This is a genomic window from Tenacibaculum sp. M341 (assembly GCF_004337695.1).
Lineage (GTDB): Bacteria > Bacteroidota > Bacteroidia > Flavobacteriales > Flavobacteriaceae > Polaribacter.
The window spans coordinates 1-22,981 of the sequence record NZ_SJXJ01000026.1 but is presented as its reverse complement, the minus strand read 5'-3'; the positions used below and the strand labels follow the sequence as shown (position 1 = coordinate 22,981).

12 protein-coding genes are annotated in these 22,981 nt (G+C 28.9%); 5 read left to right on the top strand and 7 right to left on the bottom strand.

From position 1 onward, the window contains the following. Positions 1–4: 4 nt before the first annotated feature. Together EYW44_RS19745 and rnpA are read right to left on the bottom strand one after the other, a co-directional pair. Positions 5–1,624, bottom strand: a complete 1,620-nt coding sequence (locus EYW44_RS19745; RefSeq protein ID WP_132726843.1) for a S41 family peptidase — start codon at positions 1,622–1,624, stop codon at positions 5–7. Beyond that, the gene (rnpA, locus tag EYW44_RS19740; protein WP_132726840.1) at positions 1,614–1,997 is read right to left on the bottom strand and encodes a ribonuclease P protein component; all 384 of its coding nucleotides are present in this window, start codon (positions 1,995–1,997) and stop codon (positions 1,614–1,616) included. Before rnpA ends, EYW44_RS19745 begins: the two co-directional genes overlap by 11 nt. Positions 1,998–2,228: 231 nt before the next feature. Here rnpA and EYW44_RS19735 point away from each other — a divergent pair, with 231 nt between their 5' ends. Further along, on the top strand, positions 2,229–3,407 hold the full coding sequence (locus tag EYW44_RS19735) for an acyl-CoA dehydrogenase family protein (protein ID WP_132726837.1): 1,179 nt from the start codon (positions 2,229–2,231) through the stop codon (positions 3,405–3,407). A gap of 222 nt (positions 3,408–3,629) precedes the next feature. Here EYW44_RS19735 and EYW44_RS19730 read toward each other — a convergent pair whose 3' ends face one another. The 4 genes from EYW44_RS19730 to EYW44_RS19715 form a co-directional block, all read right to left on the bottom strand. Then, complete coding sequence (locus EYW44_RS19730; RefSeq protein ID WP_165872281.1) at positions 3,630–4,703, bottom strand: T9SS type A sorting domain-containing protein; 1,074 nt, start codon at positions 4,701–4,703, stop codon at positions 3,630–3,632. A 4,906-nt stretch (positions 4,704–9,609) separates the two neighbouring features. Continuing rightward, positions 9,610–10,287, bottom strand: coding sequence for a response regulator (locus tag EYW44_RS19725; protein WP_132726831.1), 678 nt, complete (start codon positions 10,285–10,287; stop codon positions 9,610–9,612). Next, positions 10,277–12,079 (bottom strand): tetratricopeptide repeat-containing sensor histidine kinase, encoded by a 1,803-nt coding sequence (locus EYW44_RS19720; protein ID WP_165872280.1) that lies wholly within the window; start codon positions 12,077–12,079, stop codon positions 10,277–10,279. Before EYW44_RS19720 ends, EYW44_RS19725 begins: the two co-directional genes overlap by 11 nt. 2,014 nt (positions 12,080–14,093) lie before the next feature. Continuing rightward, a complete protein-coding gene (locus tag EYW44_RS19715) occupies positions 14,094–15,725 on the bottom strand; it encodes a tetratricopeptide repeat protein (protein ID WP_132726825.1) in 1,632 nt (543 codons plus the stop codon). A 575-nt stretch (positions 15,726–16,300) separates the two neighbouring features. Between EYW44_RS19715 and EYW44_RS19710 the strand changes: the two genes are divergently transcribed. Further along, entirely contained in the window at positions 16,301–17,017 is a 717-nt protein-coding gene (locus EYW44_RS19710; protein ID WP_132726822.1) for a hypothetical protein, read from the top strand. Between the two features lie 64 nt (positions 17,018–17,081). Here the strand turns inward: EYW44_RS19710 and EYW44_RS19705 are convergent, their stop codons facing one another. Then, a complete protein-coding gene (locus tag EYW44_RS19705) occupies positions 17,082–17,609 on the bottom strand; it encodes an RNA methyltransferase (RefSeq protein ID WP_132726819.1) in 528 nt (175 codons plus the stop codon). A gap of 330 nt (positions 17,610–17,939) precedes the next feature. On the opposite strand from EYW44_RS19705, the gene mutS reads away from it, so the two are divergent. The 3 genes from mutS (at position 17,940) to EYW44_RS19690 (ending at position 22,879) form a co-directional block, all read left to right on the top strand. After that, positions 17,940–20,552, top strand: a complete 2,613-nt coding sequence (gene mutS / locus EYW44_RS19700; RefSeq protein WP_132726816.1) for a DNA mismatch repair protein MutS — start codon at positions 17,940–17,942, stop codon at positions 20,550–20,552. A gap of 248 nt (positions 20,553–20,800) precedes the next feature. Next, positions 20,801–22,033: a DNA (cytosine-5-)-methyltransferase gene (dcm, locus tag EYW44_RS19695; protein ID WP_132726813.1), complete on the top strand. Its 1,233-nt coding sequence runs from the start codon at positions 20,801–20,803 to the stop codon at positions 22,031–22,033. 36 nt (positions 22,034–22,069) lie between these two features. Beyond that, positions 22,070–22,879 (top strand): TdeIII family type II restriction endonuclease, encoded by an 810-nt coding sequence (locus EYW44_RS19690; protein ID WP_132726810.1) that lies wholly within the window; start codon positions 22,070–22,072, stop codon positions 22,877–22,879. Positions 22,880–22,981: the final 102 nt, after the last annotated feature.

Genomic DNA, 22,981 nt, shown 5'->3' with positions numbered 1-22,981 from the left:
TTATTTATTTTCCTAATATTTTATTATACTTTGATGTATTGTTTAGTATATCAACTGCTTGTTTAATCGTTGGATCGTGCTTTAAATGATGTTGATATACTCCTTTTTTGTAAAAAGAATGTTCAAGTATTTCGTCTTGAATTTTTGACAATACGATATCTTTATTTTTCTCTACCTCTTTAATTTTAAAATCAGTTAACTTGTCGGTTAATTGTTTGTATTCTGAAGAAATTGTTTCTTCTTTTTTTACTGATTTATATGCTCTTTTAAATAATCTCTCTTGTTTGGTAACAAACGTAGTATCTTTCGATTTCAAATAATTTTTAAACGCTTGAAAATCTGAAAAAGAAAAAGATTCTAATGATGTTATCTTATTTTTTCGAGCATAATCAACTGCAAAGTTAAAAATAGCTTTCGATTCTAAAAGCTTCTCGGTTGCTTTCGTTTTTTCTGAAATTTTTATTTTAACATCTGGTGTTACTCCTCCTCCATCATACACTGTTCTTCCATTTTCAGTTTTAAATTCACTTACAGTACCATCAGAAAACTTAGGAACTTTTCCTGTTTTCCAATCTCTATTAGCGTAATCTAATTCTTGAATACATCTTCCACTTGGTGTATAATATTTAGAAATAGTTGCTTTCATTTGTGTACCATACGTTAAATCAAAATAACGTTGTACTAAACCTTTACCAAAAGAACGTTCTCCTAAAACTACCGCTCTATCATAATCTTGTAAAGCTCCAGATACAATTTCAGATGCCGACGCTGATCTTCCATTAATTAAAACAACCACAGGCATTTGTTCATCTAAAGGCTCTTTAGTGGTTAAATACGTTCTTGAGTTTTTCTTTAATTTTCCTCTTGTATCTACTACTTTTCTTCCTGAAGGAATAAATAAATTAGTAATATTTACAGCATCAAATAAAGATCCTCCTGGATTACTTCTTAAATCAAAAACTAGCTTTTTCATTCCTCTTTCTTTCAAACTATCAATAGCTTTTTTCAATCCATCAGTAGATTTTCTTACCGTAAATCTTGTTAAAATTACATATCCCGTTTCTTCATTAATCATATCAAAAAACGGCACAGGGTTATCTATTATTTTATCAAGTTTAATTGTAAAACTTAAATTTTCTTCTCCTCTATTTACTTTTAATGTTATTTCTTTTCCTGGTATTCCTTTCAATACTTGCGATAATTGATCTCTTTCTAAACCTTCTAAAGATTCATCATTCACTACAGTAATAACATCTCCAGATTTTAAACCTGCTTTATCTGCTGGATATCCTTCTTTTATAGATCTTATCATAATTCCTTCATCTACATACCAAGAAGAAACGCCAATACCTCCATATTCTCCTTCTCTTCTAATTTTAGCATTCTCAACTTGTTGTTCGTTGTAAAAACGTGTGTAAGGATCTAAATTTTGCAACGTATTGTTAATTGCCTTGGTAGTAATATCACCCGGATTTATTTCATCTATATAATTTATATTTAATGTTTTATATAGGTTATTATAAATTTCAATTTGTTTAGCAATCTCAAAAAAACGAGATTGAAATGAAAGAGAAAAAACACTAACAACAACTACTAATCCTATAATTATTTTTTTATTTCTCATCTTCTGAAGTTTTTTCAATAAATAATGTAAGTAATTTACGCATTTTATATTCTAAATCTGCATATTTCCACTCCTCTTTTGCAAGATAAGAAATCATGAATATATGAGGTTTTTCAACTTCTGTATACACCATTTCTTTTTGTAAACGATAGGCTTCTCTAAGCAATCGCTTTATTCTGTTTCTATCAACAGCTTTTTTAAAGTTTCTTTTGGGTACAGAAACCCCAAACTGAACAGGAAATTTTGAAGTATGATCTACCTGTAAATAAACCATTCGTAAAGGATAAACCTTTATAGATGTACCTTCAGTATATAGTTTTTCAATTAACTTCCTACTTTTTAAACGCTCCTTCTTTCCTAATGTTAGTTTCATCAATACAAACATACATAAACAAATTAGTATTAAGAAAGCTACAGTTAAGTATTCAGCATTAAATAGTGAGTACTGAGTATTGAGATTGTTTTTAAGCAAAATTATTTTCCAAAATTTGAGTAATAATGATAAAAATAGCTTAAAAACGGTCAACTTTATTTAGGTACAGAATCTCAGTACTCAGTACTAAATACTTAATACTATTTATTACTTTTGAAAAAAACATTTTTTATGAAACCTGATTTATTTGAGGCTCCTGATTATTATGCAATCGATGATTTACTAACCGAAGAGCATAAACTTGTTAGAAATACAGCAAGAACTTGGGTAAAAAGAAACCTATCTCCAATTATAGAAGAGTATGCCCAAAAATCAGAGTTTCCTACACAACTAGTTAAAGGTTTGGCAGAAGTTGGCGCTTTCGGATCGTACATTCCTACTGAATATGGTGGTGCTGGATTAGATCAAATTTCATATGGTTTAATTATGCAAGAAATGGAACGTGGAGATAGTGGTATTCGTTCTACTGCATCTGTACAAACTTCATTAGTAATGGGACCTATTTATAATTATGGTTCTGAAGAACAGCGTAAAAAATATTTACCAAAATTGGCTTCTGGAGAATGGATTGGAAGTTTTGGTTTAACAGAGCCTAATCACGGATCTAATCCTGGAGGAATGGAAACTAAATTTAAAGATATGGGCGATCATTATCTTTTAAACGGCGCCAAAATGTGGATTTCCAATTCACCTATCTGTGATGTTGCCGTAGTTTGGGCTAAAAACGAAGAAGGTAGAATTCATGGTTTAATTGTAGAGCGTGGTATGGAAGGTTTTTCTACTCCTGAAACTAAAAACAAATGGTCGTTAAGAGCTTCTATTACTGGTGAGCTAATTTTTGACAATGTAAAAGTTCCAAAAGAAAATTTATTACCTAATAAATCAGGGTTAGGTGCTCCTTTAAAATGCTTAGATCATGCACGATATGGTATCTCTTGGGGAGCCATTGGTGCTGCAATGGATTGTTATGATACCGCTTTAAGATATGCTAAAGAGCGTACTCAGTTTGGAAAACCTATTGCACAATTTCAACTTCAGCAAAAAAAGTTAGCTGAAATGATTACCGAAATTACTAAAGCACAATTACTTGTTTGGAGATTGGGTGTTTTAAAAAATGAAGGAAAAGCGACTTCTGCTCAAATTTCTATGGCAAAAAGAAACAATGTTGATATGGCATTAAATATTGCCAGAGAAGCAAGACAAATTTTAGGTGCTATGGGAATTTCTGGTGATTATTCTATTATGAGACATTCTATGAATTTAGAAAGTGTAGTTACCTACGAAGGTACTCATGATATTCATTTATTAATTACTGGCTTAGATATTACAGGCTTAAATGCTTTTAAATAAAAAAGCTGACTCTTAAAAACTAAGAATCAGCCTTAACTAACTAACCGTATATAATATAACTTGCTGTCTTACCCCAATTAGACAGCTTGTTATTACTCTTTAATAAAATAGTTAGTTCCCCAATAATTTTTTTAACTGCACCATCATACTCCATTAATTCGTTTTATATATGTAGTATCTGCTTATAATACAATTGAAAAGAAAAATACCCTACGCTGTTTTTTATTTTTTTATTATTTTTTTTGTTTTATTGCTTGCTACTTTTAAAAAGTAAAAACCTTCTGATAGATTTTGAATGTCTATTTTTTCTTTATCTGATACAAATCCTTTTTTTACTGTTGAACCAATTGCATTGTAAATCTCATATTTTTCAGAAGTATTTATACCTGAAATGGTAATAAAATCTGTTGTTGGGTTTGGATAGAATTTAAATTCCTCTTTTTTAAAATCAACATCAGTGGTAGATAATGTTGTTGATAAACTAGTCTTTAAAACCTTATCAGTATTTAGTAATACTATTTCTGTAACAAACAAATCATCGCCTTTAAATGTAATCCCTTTAGGAAAAGTTACTCCGGTAACTACATCTGTTACTGATGGAGTACTAGAATTTATATTCAACTTTAAAACTCTTGATCCAAAATACTCTGTTACAAAAAGCTCATCGCCTTTAAATGCTAATTTAAAAGGGCTTCTTAACTTAGGAGATACTGTTAAAGATGAAGGCGCTGTAGTTGTAACATCTATTTTTACAACTGTAGTTGCTCCTATCAATTGAGTTATATAAAGATCATTTCCTTTAAAAACAATTCCAGAAGGACCATCTAACCCTGAAACAACTTCTATAGAAGTTGGTGTAGCTGAAGTAACATCTACTTTTAAAATTTTACCAGAACCGTATTCAGCAAAATAAAGATCATTTCCTTTAAAAACCATTCCTCTCGGGCTATCTAAACCGGTAACCACATCTATTAAAGTTGGCGTTGTTGCTGTTAAATCTACTTTAGAAATTTTATTAGCACTAGATTCTGCTATGTATAAATAACCTCCTTTATATGCCAGCCCTCTAGGTGCTTTTACACCTTTTACAACCTCTACAGGTTTTGCAGAAGTAGTTGTTACATCTACTTTTAAAATTTTATTATCACTAGCAACAGAACTAGCTTCTGCTACATATAAATAATCTCCTATTATTAAAAGCTCACTAGCTCCTTCTATCTCAGCTATTGTTTCAGTATTCTGAGCATTTACATAACTACAAATTAAGAGTAAAAGTAAAGTAATATTTTTTCTCATTGTTATTCTATTTTTAAGTGTACATCGTTTTGTGTAGTACATTTTAACAATCAAAAACCCTACTTTTAAACAAAAAAAGCTGATTCATCTATGAATCAGCTTTTGTGAACTATTAGCGTATGTAACTTGTTGTTTTCCCCTAATAAAACAACATTTTTGTAGTTTAGTTTATACCTAGTAGTTCCCCCCATACAAAGTCTTTTTTAGCAATACATAGCAACTTTTTAATTTAATTCAATTTATACTATATGTTTTGTATGTAATTCTATTTATAAAACAATTGAAAACAAAAATACCCTACGGTATAAATCAACTTTACCTAACTTTAATGATGAATAGCAAAACTTGCCGCGCTTCCCCAATCTGACAACTTGTTAATTGCTAATTTCATTAATCTTTGTAACTCTCTTAGTAATCCTTTAATTAGTAACATCCCCATGTTTTCTATTTTTTTGTTATTTTCTACTTTTAATACAACTATAATTAGTTTAACCCTACTTATAAAAAGTTAATTTTTCTTTAATGATGAATAGCATAACTTGCCGCTGATCCCCAGTCAGATAACTTATCAACAACTATTTTCATCAATCTTGTTAATTCCTCTCCTAATCTTTTAATTTGTAACATCCCCATGTTTTCTATTTTTTATTGTTTTCTACTTTTAATACAGCTGTTATTAATTTAACCCTACTTTTAAATGTAATTTTTTAATCAATTAATTTATAAATAGTTAATGATGTATTGCATAACTTGCCGCTTCACCCCAATCCGCTAATTTGTTAATAGCAGTTTTCATCAATTTCGTTAGTTCTTTTAATAAATCTCTCATTGTCATCGTTCCCATGTTTTTCTATTTAATGTGTTAAACAGTCTTCTGTACTTAATACATACCATCTTCTAAATACCCTACCCTAAAAAAACAAACAGACAAAAAAAAGACTGCCAAATAATTGACAGCCTTAAAGTTTAGTTAGTTAAGTTTTTCTAGTTCTGTAAAGCGTAACTAGCTGCTTTACCACACTCTTGAAGCGCATATAAAAAGTTTCTAACTGCTCTTCTGATTTTAATTAGTAATAATTTTCCCATTCTGTTAATTTTTAAATAATCCCTAAAATTTTTGTTAATAATAACACTACAAATATAGTTTAGGTTTTCCCTTTTATACAAAGGGATTTCCGCATATTATACTGTAATTTTCCGTAAGTAATAGTGTTTTTTAAATACAACATATAAAGTAAAGACATAAAAAAACCTTCCAAGTAAATACCTAGAAGGCTCTATAATCCCCTAAAATGTTTTCACCCTTGTTGTTCATGTTGTGCTTTGGATGATCACACTACAAAGGTATGTCAAACATCTTCTTTACAAAAAGGGATTTCCGCAAATTATACTGTAATTTTCCGTAAGTAACGAATAACTAAAAAAGATTGCGGAAAGAATTAGTTCTATTAATATGAAAAAAGAACAACTATTTTTAAGAACATAAAAAAACCTTCCAAGTAAATACCTGGAAGGTTAAATAATCCCCTAAAATGTTTTCACCCTTTTCTTAACTTGTGCTTGGATGATTACGGTACAAATGTATAGTAAAAGCAATGTTTGTTAAAAATGGTTTTCCGCAAATTATACTGTAAATTTCCGTAGTTAACAATGGTAAATAATAGAAGTTTCTTTATATAAAATAGCGCTCTAAAACGTTTGAGATGGCTAATTAGTAGTGTTTTTATACAAAAAAACCTTCTAAGTTATCCACTTAGAAGGTCATATAATCCCTTAAAATGTTTTCACCCTTTTCTTAGATTGTGTCGGATGATCACATCGTAAAGTTAATAAAAATTAAGTTTTCAAAAAAGATATTTTCCACAAATTATACTATTAAAAATCTATAAAATGCAAAAGACTTATAAGATGTATAACTATAAAGTTGATTTTATATTACAAATTTCATTAACATAAAAACATAAAAAAACCTTCTAAGTTATTCACTTAGAAGGTCATATAATCCCCTAAAATGTTTTCACCCTTTTCTTAATTGTGTTGGATGATCACATTACAAATGTAATACAAAGTCACATTTCATAAAAGGGGTTTTCCGCAATTTTTTATGCGGTTTTATGCAAAAAGCACATGTTTTAACATTTTTAACCCAAAACTCAATACAAAATTTAACTATTGATTATAAATACGTTAAATAAAATTAAACCTTTTGTAAACAGAAATAATAGAATGAGAAAATTGGAAGAATAAACTTTTTAAGTCTTTTTGAAGCTTTTAATAGCAATTTAACTGATTTTTGTTTAGAACACTACAAAATCTTAAAAATAATATTTTACTGTCATATCGAGTGCAGTCGAGATTAATCAATAATACGTTAACTAAATTACTGCATACTAACAACTAACAATAATTAACATGAGTTCGATGTAGTTTTACCTTTCATTACTTGTAAATAAAGAAGTCTTTGCGAAGAAGTGCAACGGATGAAGCAATCTTTGTCTTTAAAACGAGATTTTCGTTATTAACTAAATCACTCTGCACTGAAAGTACAGAGGTTTGTTTTAACTAGGGACTGAAAGTCCCTTTGTTTATTCTAATATATAATTATCTCAATTCAACTATCGCTCAAAAAAGCTCTCTCCTAAAAACTTTTCAATACATAAGAGAACTTAATTTTTTACACTACTGAAAGTGCTGCAATAAAATTGCAGGGTTTTAGACCCTAATTTGAGACCAATTAACAGATTACTTCTTCACTTCACTATGTTTCGTTCATCGTAATGACATAATTTATTAATTTACATGTTTAAAAATGCATTCTTAAATCAAACTCACGTTAATTATCAATGCTCTTGTCAGATCGAGCGCAGTCGAGATCTTACTATTTTGAATTTCTAATAATATTCTGTAATTCTAAAATTAAAAGATCATAATTTTAATACATTGTATAAACTGTATTCATAACTTTAAACAACTTCTCGACTTACTTTGTAAGGTATCTTCGTTTAAAAGTTTTTAAACTCAATAATGCTCGAAGAGACAGAGAGAATTCCTTTTTAATACTGTAAATTAAATCACTGCATACCGCTAACTAACAATAATGATCAATGCTTTTGTCAGGTCGAGCGCAGTCGAGATCTTACTATTTTGAATTTCTAATAATATTCTATAATCCTAAAATTAAAAGATCATAATTTTAATACATTGTATAAACTGTATTCATAACTTTAAACAACTTCTCGACTTACTTTGTAAGGTATCTTCGTTTAAAAGCTTTTAAACTCAATAATGCTCAAGGAGACAAGGGTTATATATTTTTTAGTATTACAAACTACTGCATACTGCTAACTAATACACAACATAAATTAATTATCAATGCTCTTGTCAGATCGAGCGCAGTCGAGATCTTACTATTTTGAATTTCTAATAATATTCTGTAATTCTAAAATTAAAAGATCATAATTTTAATACATTGTATAAACTGTATTCATAACTTTAAACAACTTCTCGACTTACTTTGTAAGGTATCTTCGTTTAAAAGTTTTTAAACTCAATAATGCTCAAGGAGACAGGGTTATATATTTTTTAGTATTACAAACTACTGCATACTGCCAACTAACAATAATGATCAATGCTTTTGTCAGGTCGAGCGCAGTCGAGATCCTTGTTATTATTAGCAATTTTAATAAAAACCTCTCAACTTACTTTGCAAGCTATCTTCGTTTAAAAGCCTTTTAAACTCAATAATGCTTGTAAATAACACCTTAATTGCCACTTCGAGTAAAATCTTTTGCTGTGTACTATATAACAATGATACTATGAGATGTTTTTGATATTCGATATGTTCTTATACATATAATAAATTAAAATCTACATCATCTTGCATACACTTAAAAAAATCACTCGAACTGACAAATGAGAAATTATATGACCTAAATCGTATAATATAATTACACTGTATTTAAACATTATGTAATTATGTGAAAAAACCCATTAAATAAGAGTATTTAATAGGCTATTTCGTTTCTTTTTAATCTTTCTTAGTAATTCTTCCCTTAATCGTTTGTTTATCGATTAAATGATGTTACAAAGGTACCCTTCATTTACAGAATAAAAAAAGGGATATCCGCACTTTTAAATGTGGATTTATGCAAAAAAAATATTTAAAATATCATTTTAAGTTAAATTACTAAATTTTATTCAAAGTATTAATATTTTTATTGTAAAATTTAAAATAAATTAACATTAAAATATCTAAACACTAGAGAATAACTAATATTCTTTCAATTTTATTATTTCGTACAAATTGGTTCTAATGTTTTTTATAAAGTAAAGCGAAATACTTACTTTTTAATAGTAAAATGTTTACGTTCCTTTATACTAATTAATGTGAGTTGGATTAAGAATGTAAATTAACGTGAACCTTGGATAAGAAACCCATGTCAGTTCGAGTGATTTTTTATGAAGTAAAACGTAATAAAAAATTGTATCGAGAACAATTCGTATTACGAAAGCTTCTCGATACAAAATTATGTTGAATTCCATTACAAATAATTTCACTCGAAGTGACACTTTTACTCTTAAACGAGATTCACGTTAAATTAGTGAATTTTGTCATTACGATGAACGAAACGTAGTGAAGTGAAGAAGTAATCTGTTAATTTAATAACGAAAATCTCATTTTAAAGATAAAACTTCACCGAACTCACATTAATTACAAAAACAAAAAAACCTATTAAACAATTATGCTTAATAGGTCAGGTATAAATCTTCTTTCGAAATCATTCCCCCAAATGACTTACTTTGTTGATTTGATACAAATGTATTTGTATGCTAACAAATCAAAAAGGGGTTTTCCGTTATTTAAAATGTGGATTTCCGCAAGGTGAGTTTTTTTAACTATTTTTCACTAGTCTAAAACACCCATTTCCTTTGCTTTCAGTACTAAATCTGTATTATTATTAGCCTGTAAATCAGTTCTTAACTTTGCTAATTTACTTTCTATAGTTCTTATTTTAAGTAAACTTCCATCATCTTTCTTAATAACTCCTTCTAGGTTACTAATTTTTGGATGATTTGGTAATTCTTTTAAAATTTGAATCGCAACCTCATCCATTTGAATTTCTATAAGAGCTCTTTTTAATAATTTTTGATGAATTTCGTGCGTATAGTATACCTCGTCTGTCAACATTTTTTGAATAGCAAAATTTAACTCGTTGGTATTACACTTTCCTTTTAGTAAATAAGCACTAGGCTCTAAATTTCTAATTACATTAAAAATTCTGTTGGTTTCAGAATGTCCTGTAATTACACCTACTTTAATAGGTATCTCTTCTTTTCTTATTAACTTTATTAAGCTTTCTCCACCATCTATTTTAGAGGTTTCATCAATATTATCAAAGCTTAAATCCGTAAATAAAATCTGAAAAGGAACATCAGTTTGTGCAACTTTAATTTTTGCGAAAGCGTCATCGCAAGAATTAGTTGTCTCGATTTCTAAATTATCAATATGTTTTAAATATGATAATATTCCTTCAATAATTAGTTGATGGTCATCAACTATCAATATTTTTGTTTTATTTGGCATTTAAAGGGACTTGAATTTCTATTTTAGTTCCTTTTCCTAATTCACTTTTTATAGCTAGTGTACCGTTTAGTTCCTCTACTCTCTCTTGCATGTTTTGTAAACCAATACCTTTCTTACAAGTGTTTATATCAAAACCTACTCCGTTATCACTAATGCTCAAAAATACATATTTTTTACGTACAGAAAAATTAATATCAACTTTTGATGCCTCTGCATACTTTTTGCAGTTTTGTATGCTTTCCCTAGTACTTAAATACAAAAGTCTTTTTATATACCTGTTGGTTTTAGACCAATCTATATCTTTTATGTTATGAATTTTTATCACAAATCCAGGAGCAAAATAATCACTCACCAAATTAATCATCTGATCTATAAAGTTTACCTTTTTAAAACTAATGCTACTTAATTGATGTGATAAGTTTCTTACATTTTCTTTTACCATATCCAATTTTTGTGCTTCCTCTATCATTTGCGATTTTTCTAATCGTGTGTGTAACAATCGTAAATCACCAGCAACCTCATCGTGTAACGATTTTGCAATTCTTCTTCGTTCTCGTTCTCTAACTTGCGCTTTTTGTAATTGTGCTTGGTATAATATTTTTTTTCTACGGAATGTAAAAAAAGATACACTTATAAAAAATAATAGTATACTAACAGCAGCACCTAACCAACCAATAGTTGTTTGTTGTTTTTGGTATGCTATTTCTGCTTCTTTCTTCTCGTTTTCTGTTTTTAAAAAGGCATTTTCTTTTTCTTTTTTACCAGTTTCGTATCTAATTTTAGCAAACTGGTTTTTTAATTGACGCTCTTGTTGAACTAAACTATCATTTAAAGTAATGTATTCTTGTAAGTATGTTTTAGATTCTTTTCCAGTAGTTAAATCTGATAATAATTGTAAAGCTTCTAACCAACGCTGGTTATTATGAGTTAGCTTAGCATACTTTAATGCTTCGTTTGCATGATACTTAGCTTTAGAAAAATTTTTAAACCTTTTATGGTAATCACACAGATTAACATGTGTAGTGCTTAAACCCCAATTATCTTTTATTCTTTTTTTAATCTTTAATACTTTTTCATAGCTAATAATTACACCTTCCCTCTTTCCTAATAGAAACTTACTTGCGGCTAAATTCTCTAACAATAAAACATAATTTCTAGGATATTTAAACGATAAACTATCAAAACTTAATCCTTTATTAAAATATTCTATTGCTATCTTGTTTTTATTAATTTTTTGATAAAATAAACCAATATTATTTATAGTATAAAGATAACCTTCATCATTTTTATTTAGTTTATTAATTTCAAGAGCCTTGTTATAAAATCTAATAGCATCCTCTTTTTGACTTAGTTCGTTAGAAATCAAACCTAAATTGTTATATACACTATTAAGATATTTATACAATTCTTTCGGTTCTTTCGTTTTTTTCGGTTCTAAATATTCTAAAGCTTCTATAGAACTTATTTCGCTACCTAGATAATCCTTTGCATTTCTTTGTAAAACAGCTAAACTTAACAAACGCCTGCCAACAGGTAGGCTATCATTCGTTTTTTTAGAAATATTCTTTGACTGATGATAATAATAAAAAGCACTATCATTCTGATAACTAAGTTTACATTGCAAAGCTCTAAAATGATAATATTTAGCTAATAATAATGAATCTTGGGATATATTAAAGATAGAATCTATCTTAAAAGTAATCTTTTTTAATTTTAATCTCTTTTTCTCAAAAAATGCTTTTCTTCCATCTTCAATTAATTTTTCTTTAATTAAAGTTTCACTGTCCCCCATTTGACAATATAAAAAGGATGGAAGTATAAATAAAAAAAGTAGTTGTTTGAGTTTATACATAAATTAAAAAGCCACTACTTATATAAATAATGGCTTTATATTTTATTAAGTTTATGATAACGCTTATTTATCACCATCTCCACTTCCTCCATCACCTCCAGTACCGTCAATACCTTCAGCTCCACCTCCACCAGGAAATTTCATAAGCAATTCTTTGTTGTTTTGTGTAGTTGTCATCTTCATAATTTTATATTTTAATGTTAGTACTAAAATTAAACTTTTTAAATTTAGCTTTTTTATTAGTAAAACACAAATATTAACTTTTTAAAGTGATTAAATATCAAGTTTCTGTTAATATTTATTAGGTTTGTTAAGGTTTATAGCTTGTTTTTACTGCTAAAATATTAGCTATCAAAACACAAACTCTTATTAAAAATTTGTATAAATAAGGTTGGTATTTGTTAATTTAAGTGAAATTGCTCTGTTTTGTAGTGCAAATATGGTATAGTGCTTGTTAATTATTAGCTTTTTTCTTCTTAAAATCGTCATTAGGAATGGAACGTAGTGGAGTGAAGTAATCTGTTCATCGATAAAACAATTATTTATTTTTTTATAAAAACTCCTCTCCTTTGCCTTGATGCAAAGTAGCAAAAATCAAGACGTATGATGAAAACTGAAAAATACTACGGCACTACCAGCCACAGATAAAAAGAACTCGCTTACGCTCAAACAGCTTTTTATCTCTCTTCCATCGCTGCTACCTTGATTTTTAAAAGTTTTTATCAGTAGGTCGGTTATGGTAAGTAAAATCGTCTTTACGAACGGAACGCAGTGAAGTGAAGTAATCTCTTCATCGATAAAACGATTGTTTATTTTTTCTCTACCTCCTCTCCTTTGCCTTGATGCAAAGTAGCAAAAATCAAGACTTATGATGAAAACTAAAAAATACTACGGCAACATCAGCCACAGATAAAAAGAACTCGCTACCGCTCAAACAGCTTTTTATCTCTCTTCCAACGCTGCTGCCTTGATTTTTGAAAGTTTTTATCAGTAGGTCGATTATGGTTAGTAAAATCGTCTTTACGAACGGAACGCAGTGGAGTGAAGTAATCTGTTCATCGATAAAACGATTGTTTTTATTTAAAAACTCCTCTCCTTTGCCTTGATGCAAAGTAGCAAAAATCAAGACGTATGATGAAAACTGAAAAATACTACGGCACTACCAGCCACAGATAAAAAGAACTCGCTACCGCTCAAACAGCTTTTTATCTCTCTTCCATCGCTGCTGCCTTGATTTTTGAAAGTTTTTATCAATAGGTCGGTTATGGTTTGTAAAATCGTCTTTACGAACGGAACGCAGTGGAGTGAAGTAATCTGTTCATCGATAAAACAATTGTTTATTTTTTCTAAATCTCCTCTCCTTTGCCTTGATGCAAAGTAGCAAAAATCAAGACGTATGATTAAAACTGAAAAATACTACGGCACTACCAGCCACAGATAAAAAGAACTCGCTACCGCTCAAACAGCTTTTTATCTCTCTTCCATCGCTGCTGCCTTGATTTTTAAAAGTTTTTATCAATAGGTCGGTTATGGTTAGTAAAATCCTCTTTACGAACGGAACGCAGTGAAGTGAAGTAATCTGTTTTTTAATAAAACGATTGTTTATTTTTTCTCTAAAAAACCTCTTCTCCTTTGCCTTGATGCAAAGTAGCAAAAATCAAGACGTATGATGAAAACTTAAAAAATACTACGGCACTACCAGCCACAGATAAAAAGAACTCGCTACCGCTCAAACAGCTTTTTATCTCTCTTCCAACGCTGCTGCCTTGATTTTTGAAAGTTTTTATCAATAGGTCGGTTATGGTTTGTAAAATGTCATTACGAACGAAACGCAGTGGAGTGAAGTAATCTGTTCATCGATAAAACGATTGTCTTATTTCTAAAATCCCTTTTTCTAAAACCAAAAGATTCCTTCGTCATACTTCCTCGAAAAGGCGTGTTACCTTTCAATTATTTACAGCCCTTGAACAAAACTCTCGATACCAATACTTTTAGGTATTTCCATTTTTTTTCTAATTCTGTAACGTGTTGCTTTTATAGAGTCTGTTGATGAATTTCTAATTGAGGCTATTTCTTTAATAGATAAATCTAAACGAAGTAGCGAACAAATTTCTCTTTCTGTTTTGGTTAAACCAGGATATAACTGAATTATTTTAGTGTTAAATCCTTGATTTATCTCTTCTATTTTTTCTTGAATTAAAGAGTTCTTGTTTTCTATACTTATTTGTTGCCTTAGTTTAAGTAATAATCCATTAGCATAGTTTTGTACCACCTTAGAACTTGACGTTTCTTTATCTTCAGAAATTTGTTGCGATAATTGTTTAATAAATTCTAATCGCATATTATTATCTGCAATTAAAAACTTTAACTCAGATTCGGCAGATTTTACTTTTTCTACCAATACTTCTTTTTTAAGCTTTTCTTTCTCAAAATTATCTTCCGTTATTTTAACTTGATATTTATATTCTCTTCGTTTATAAAAACTTATAACAAGTAGAAATAATAATACAATACAAACCAACACAATGTATAATTTGGTTTTTAATTGTTTTCTGTCGCTTACCGCTTTCAACTCTTTCTTTTGTATTTCTAACTGATTTTTTAACTCTAAACTTTTAATTTCTTTTTGCTTTTTTAACGTAAAAACAGAATCTGAATATCTTTTAAAGGTAATGTAATTAAGGTCTGCTTTTTTATAATCTTTCTTTCTTCTGTAATTACCACTCTTAATTCTGTAGGAAGAGGCTAGTTCTTTTTTATAACCTTCTACTTTGGCAATTGTAATAGAAGAATCTGAGTGTTGTAAAGATTTATCATAGTCTTTAAGGTGAAAATACCCTATAGCTATGTTGTTATGAGTAATACATATATTTTGTTTGTAATTTATTTCTTTTAAACTTTTTAATGTTTTTAAATGGATTGGTAATGCTTTTTCATAATTCTTCTCTCTCATGTATAATACCGCAACATTACTATTTACTTCATTTAATCTAACTTTATCTCCTTTTGATTCAAATATTTCTTTTGCTTTATTATAAACAATTAATGATGAATCTATTTTATCTATATACTTATAAGATCCTCCCATCATGTTTAAAGCTCTACCAATAACAATACTGTCATTACAACTAGCGGCTAAATTCACAGATTTTTGATAATTATCTATCGATTTTCTATACTCTCCAATAAATCGGTATATAATTCCAATATCTATATGAGTAATAGCAACATTCACAGTATCTTTTAACTTTTCGTACAATTTTTTAGATGCTATTGAGTGTGATAAACTTTTGCTATAATCTCCTCTTTTTCTGTTTACTCTTCCTAATTTTTTTTCTACATGAGCTATCTCAGCTAAATTAGCATCATCTAACAATTGCATTGCTCTGTTGTAATACTCTTCTGCCTGATCTACTTTTCTATCTAAAAAATAATCGGCTGAAGCTATTAAAAACTTGGCTTTTGCTGTATCGCTTGCTATAGTATCTAACTTTTTATCTACATTATAATATAAACTATCTTGTTCTTGAGAATTAGAAGAAAATATATTAATTAGGGAGATTATAACTATTATTCGTAAACTCATTACACTATTTAACACGTAAAAACTGTCTTTTTTATCTATTTATTGTGATATCATCATAAGCTAAAATATGTTTTTTAAGAAAAAATATCAATCTTTTAACCACAAAAACAAAAAACACGAATAACAAAAATGTTATCCGTGCTCTATGAAAAGTGTAACTTAAATATTAAATGAGGGTGTCTAAAAAGTTTAAAAATTATGATTTCATTATATAAACGTATTTCAAGACTTTAACTGAAATTACTTTCTAAACAATCTGATTAAAATTTATTTAACGATAATTGTGTTGTGGGGTAAAAATTATCACAAACATTATATGCGTTAATTCAATTTAAAATTTAATTCTGCAATTAAATACAATCAATCGCTTTCAAGTTTACTTAATATTTTAAGTATAAGTTTGGTTAGTGTGCCAAATAAACTAATTTTTTAAATGCTCCTTCTCACCCAAAAAGGGTGATTTTTCTCTTCTTTTTCAACTTTAAAACATCAAACACTTGTTTATCAAAAGCTAATAATTTGTAAAACAGGATAAAAAATTTATTTTCGCAAAAATTTTAAAAATTCAAATTCATATGAAAAAAATTATCCCTTTTTTACTATTTATCATTCTTTTAAGTTGTTCTAGCGAAGAAAGTACTGTTGGTCATATCAATATTGAAATTGATAGTATTCCTGAAGAATATAAAGATGAATATACCTTTAATGATTTTAAAGTAAAAGTGTACACTAATAAAGAGGACTATTTTAACGAAACTAATCCTATTTTTTCTGGAAATTTAGATGCTTCTGGAAAAATTGCTGTTTCTGAAGGAATAACAAGATATCAAAGTTATTTTGTTGATATTTACACAGAAGATAAAGTATTGAGTAACTGGAAACCAGCTGATTTAAATGTAGACTCTTCTAATATTATCATTTTTTATGCAGGTGATGTTCCTAGTTTTTTTCATACAGTATATATGTATGATCTTAGAGCTTTGGTTGGTGAATGGAACTTTTTAAATTTTGATTTATTTCAAAGCTATGATAGAGCTGTAAGAAACAAACTGGTTATTAAAAAAGATTTTACAATTCAAAGTTTTGAATCATACAATAATGTAGATTATACATTTAATTACGATTACACCACAGCTGGTATCAAATTCAATTCAATAACACCTTCAGAAGAAGGTTATCCATTTCATGATAACATAAGAAATCCTAATGGATTGATATTTTGGTATGATCATGTAGATAAAACCTTAAGATTTCAAGATTATTCTTTTGAATCTGTTACTTATAAAAAATAATCATAAAACAAAAAAGCTAGTAAATACTAGCTTTTTTGTTTTTATATAAATGTAAACTGAAGTATTATTTCATTTTACAGAATAAATCCCATAATACTACACCACAGCTTACTGAAATGTTTAAGGAATGTTTGGTTCCTAATTGTGGAATTTCAATACAGTTATCAGAAATAGTTACTACTTCTTGCTGAACACCTTTTACCTCATTACCAAAAACCACTGCATGCTTTTTACCTTTTTCAGGGGTAAAAACATCTAACATTGTACTGTTATCAGCCTGTTCAATAGACAAAACCTTTACATTTTCAGCCTTTAATTTTTCTACCAATGCTAAAGTATCCTCAACATATTCCCAATCTACAGAATCTGTAGATCCTAAAGCTGTTTTATGAATTTCTTTGTTAGGCGGAGTAGCTGTAATTCCGCACAAATAAATCTTTTCTATTAAAAAAGCATCCGAAGTTCTAAATACCGACCCAATATTATTTAAACTACGAATATTATCTAGCACCACAATTAAAGGTGTTTTGTTTGCTTCTTTAAATTCATCAACAGAAATTCTACCTAATTCGCTATTTCTAAGTTTTCTCATATTTCAACTATCAGTGATCAATAAACAATGATCATTTATCAATTATCGGTGATCAATTATCAGTAAACTATATTTTAAAAGTACTCGAACCTTTAATATCTTAATTCCAAAATACTCATTTTAATGGGCTAACTGCTAAAGATCTCGACTGCGCTCGATCAGACAAATATTAAACCATTGAAAATAATATTTTTAATCAAAAAAAATCAGGTTAATATGGTATTTGTACTATACTTATCTGTAATTAACAGTTGATAAATGTTTACTGATAATTGATAATTGAACCGACTATTTTCTATCTTCGCAAAACTAACTTAAAAATCCATATCCTTGGCAAAAACGAAAGCAAAAAAAGTAACTCCGTTAATGCAACAATACAATGGTATTAAAGCTAAATACCCTGATGCAATGTTGCTTTTTAGAGTGGGTGATTTTTATGAAACTTTTGGTGAAGATGCTGTAAAAGCATCTGAAGTTTTGGGTATTGTATTAACCAAGCGTGGTGCTGGTAGCGAAAGTGAAACTGCTTTGGCTGGTTTTCCGCATCACTCGTTAAATACGTATTTACCTAAGTTAGTAAAAGCGGGTCATAGAGTTGCTATTTGCGATCAGTTAGAAGATCCTAAAATGACCAAAAAGATTGTAAAACGTGGTGTTACAGAATTGGTAACACCTGGAGTATCTTTAAACGATGAAGTACTACAATCTAAAACCAATAACTTTTTAGCGGCTGTTCATTTTGATAAAAAACATCAATTAGGAATTTCTTTTTTAGATGTATCTACTGGAGAATTTTTAATTGCCCAAGGAGATGTTTCTTATATTGATAAGTTGTTACAAAACTTTGCTCCAAGTGAAGTGTTGGTTCAAAAACAATACAAACAACAATTTTTAGAAGCCTTTAATAATCGTTTTCATACCTTTTATTTAGAAGATTGGGTATTTCAAAAAGATTACGGTTATGAAACATTAATTGGTCATTTTAAAGTAAAAACATTACAAGGTTTTGGTGTTGAAGAGTTAACACAAGGTATTGTGGCAGGTGGTGCTATTATGTACTACTTATCAGAAACACAACACAATAAATTAGAACATATACAATCTATAAGTAGAATAGCTGAAGATTTATATGTTTGGATGGATCGTTTTACGGTAAAGAATTTAGAATTATACGGAGGAAACTCAGTTAACTCAGTATCGTTATTAAATGTAATTGACAAAACGATTTCACCAATGGGTGGTCGTTTATTAAAGCGTTGGTTGGCACTTCCTTTAAAAGATTTAAAGCCCATACAACAACGTCAAGAACAAGTACAGTTTTTAATTGATAACGAAGATTTTTTTGATACAATTACTTATCAATTAAAACAAATTTCTGATTTAGAACGATTGATTTCTAAAGTAGCTACGGGTAAAGTTTCTCCAAGAGAAGTAGTATTACTAAAAAACTCGTTAAAAGCCATTCATCCTATTAAAAAAGCCGCAGAAAGCACTAAAAATGCAACGGTTAAAATGATAGGGTCGTTAATTAAAGATTGTAATGAATTAATTGATAAAATTACTACTACTTTATTTGACGATGCTCCTGTAAATATTAACAAAGGAAATGCAATTGCTAATGGTGTTTCTGAAGAATTAGATGAGCTAAGAAACATTGCCAATTCTGGTAAAGAATATTTAGATGGTATGTTGGCTCGTGAAACCGAACGAACTGGAATTCCGAGTTTAAAAATTGCCTTTAATAATGTATTTGGATATTATATTGAAGTACGAAATACGCATAAAGATAAAGTACCAGAAGATTGGATTCGTAAACAAACCCTAGTAAATGCTGAACGTTATATTACTGAGGAACTAAAAGAATACGAAGCTAAAATTTTAGGTGCTGAAGATAAAATTCAGTTGTTAGAAGCTGAATTGTTTGCTGAATTGATTCAGTTTACTATTCAATATGTACAAGATGTACAAAGTAATGCACAGTTAATTGCTCAATTAGATTGTTTATTATCGTTTGCAAACTTGGCCAAAGAGAACAATTATGTTCGTCCGTTGATTGATGAAACTACTGATATTGACATTAAAAATGGTCGTCATCCTGTAATTGAAAAACAATTGGCTATTGGCGATGAATATATTGCTAATGATGTGCTTTTAAATAGAAACGAACAGCAAATAATAATGATTACCGGGCCAAACATGTCGGGTAAATCGGCCATTTTACGTCAAACTGCCTTAATTGTTTTATTGGCACAAATGGGAAGTTTTGTTCCTGCTGATGAAGCTCGTTTGGGGATTGTAGATAAGATTTTTACACGTGTTGGTGCTAGTGATAATATTTCAATGGGTGAATCTACTTTTATGGTAGAAATGAATGAAACTGCTTCTATTTTAAATAATATTTCTGAACGTAGTTTGGTTTTATTAGATGAAATTGGTCGTGGTACTTCTACCTACGATGGTATTTCTATTGCTTGGGCTATTGCTGAATATTTACACGAACATCCTTCTAAGGCTAAAACATTGTTTGCTACGCATTATCATGAATTAAATGAAATGACGGGTACGTTTGAGCGTATTAAAAACTTTAATGTATCTGTAAAAGAATTAAAGGATAGTATTATCTTTTTAAGAAAGTTAGTTGCTGGTGGTAGTAATCATAGTTTTGGTATTCATGTGGCTAAATTAGCTGGTATGCCAAATGTAGTAATTAGAAAGGCAAATAAGATTCTTAAAAAGCTTGAAGAAAATAACTCACATAAAGAAGTTAAAGACACCTTAAACGATGTTCAAAATGACGACTTACAAATGAGCTTTTTTCAGTTAGATGATCCGTTATTAGAAGAACTTCGTGATGAAATTTTAGCTACCAATATTGATACACTTACCCCTATTGAAGCTCTTATGAAATTAAACGAAATTAAACGTATGTTAGTGAAGAAGTAGTAATACGCTTTTAATTATTTTTTCATATTTAATGTAGTAATCTTTACAGTTTAAGTAAATTGTAATAAAGCATCTGTTTTAAAAAAACTATTATCTATATCATATAAATTGAGTATAAAACCAAATATTTATGATGTGTTAGATCATTTGAAATAATAAAAAAAGAGTTTATATAAAATTTTTCAAAAAAGATAAAATTACTAATAAAAGTAATTTATATTTGTAACCATTGTATAAGGTTATGTAATATGGTTACAAAAGATTATTATTCTTTAAATGAAGTATCAGAAATTTTAGGTAAAAGTAAAGAAACATTACGACGTTGGGATAGAGATGGAAAATTTAAAGCTGTTAGAGAACCAATTAGTCAATATAGAATCTATAAAAAAGAACAAGTTAATAAGTTATTGAAACAGTTATCTATTGATTATGAAGATACAATAGATAATTCGGTAATTCCTATTAGAGAATTTAGTGCTGTAGAATTATTTGCTGGTGCAGGTGGCTTAGCAGTTGGTATGGAAAATGCAGGTATAAAATGTGTTGCTTTAAATGAAATTGACAAATGGGCTTGTCAAACATTAAGAGAAAATAGACCTCAATGGAATGTATTAGAAGGGGATATTAAATCTTTTAATTTTTCTGAATATCAGAATCAAGTAGATATAGTTACTGGTGGTTTTCCTTGTCAAGCTTTTAGTTATGCAGGAAAAAAATTAGGTTTAAAAGATGCTAGAGGAACTCTTTTTTTTGAATTTGCAAGAGCTGTTCAAGAAATAAACCCTTTAATCTGTATTGGTGAAAATGTAAAAGGATTACTATCTCATGATAAAGGAAAGACAATTAAAGGTATGACATCTATTTTAGATGAAATTGGCTACAATGTTGTTCCTGTTGAAGTTTTAAAAGCTGTAAATTATAAAGTTCCTCAAAAGCGAGAAAGACTTTTTCTAGTAGGTGTTAGAAAAGATATCAATATAAAATTTAAATACCCTAAACCACATAATAAAATATATAACTTGATTGATGCTCTTAAAAAAGGAGAACTCTATGATTGTGATGTTCCTACTTCACCAGGAGCTAAATACCCTGATCATAAAAAAGCCGTATTAGATTTAGTACCACAAAAAGGTTATTGGAGAAATTTACCTTTAGATATTCAAAAAGAATACATGGGAAAAAGTTTCTATTTAGGAGGCGGAAAAACTGGAATTGCTCGAAGGATTGGTTGGGATGAACCCAGCTTAACTTTAACTTGTAGTCCTGCTCAAAAACAAACGGAAAGATGTCATCCTGAAGAGACTCGTCCCTTTACAGTTCGTGAATATGCCAGAATTCAAACATTTCCAGACAATTGGAAGTTTATGGGATCTGTTTCACAACAGTATAAACAAATAGGAAATGCTGTACCTTGCAACTTAGGAGAAGAAATGGGATACGCTATTATTAATTTTTTAAATACATATTATAGCCAGTTGTAATTAAATCTTTTATTTTTGGTAAAGTAAAACACTCTTATGTTAACCAAAGAAAAAGCTAAAGAAATTATAAAAGATACTGTAAAACGAAGTATCATTGATTTTGCTCAAAAATCATTAAATAAAAAACCTAAATTTCAAATTTTAGATTTAATTATTCCTAAAGAAAGGAAAATTAGATCAATTGTTGGAGGATTAGAAACTTCTTTAGGAACCACTTTGTGGGAACCTCTTGCTAAAGCTTTAGCTAAAGAGAATGGATTTCAAATTATTAATAAAAATCTTGAAAGTCCTGTTAATATGCCTGCAAATTTAAGTAATACTCTTCAAAACATTATTGAAGAACGAAAAAGAAACAATGGTATCTACAATGCAGTATCTAGTCATGAAGAAATTAAACGAGTATGTAAAGTTTTTCTTGTTAGACCTATCACAGCATTTGAATCTGCACCAAAAGGTTTTGGAGTTGATATTTGGTTAAAAAAAGATGGAATAAATTATTTCTTTGACACAAAAACTGTACAACCGAATATTGGAGCTTATTCTAAATTTGTTGAACAAATTCTTAATTGGTATACATTTTTTTACTCAAGATTCCCTCAAGAAAAAGCTGAAGCTAGAATTGTTTTCCCTTATAATCCTCATAAAGAAAACTTTTGGGATAAAACTATGGGGAAAGGAAAACCTTTAGAACAAAATAATGAAGGATGGGTTGAAAATCAGTTTTGGGATTTTTGTTCTGGCTTAGATGATACTTATAGTCTCATTGTTGAATCTTTTTCTGAATTGAGAGAAACAAAAGAACTAGAAAATGATATAAACAAAATGTTATTATTGAAGTCATCTTGACTTTTTTTGAGAAAAAATTAAGGGTTGTAGATATTTGTGTTGCGAAACATAAAAACACAACCCTATGTACCAAGTACTAAGCAAAGATATGATAGAATTAGA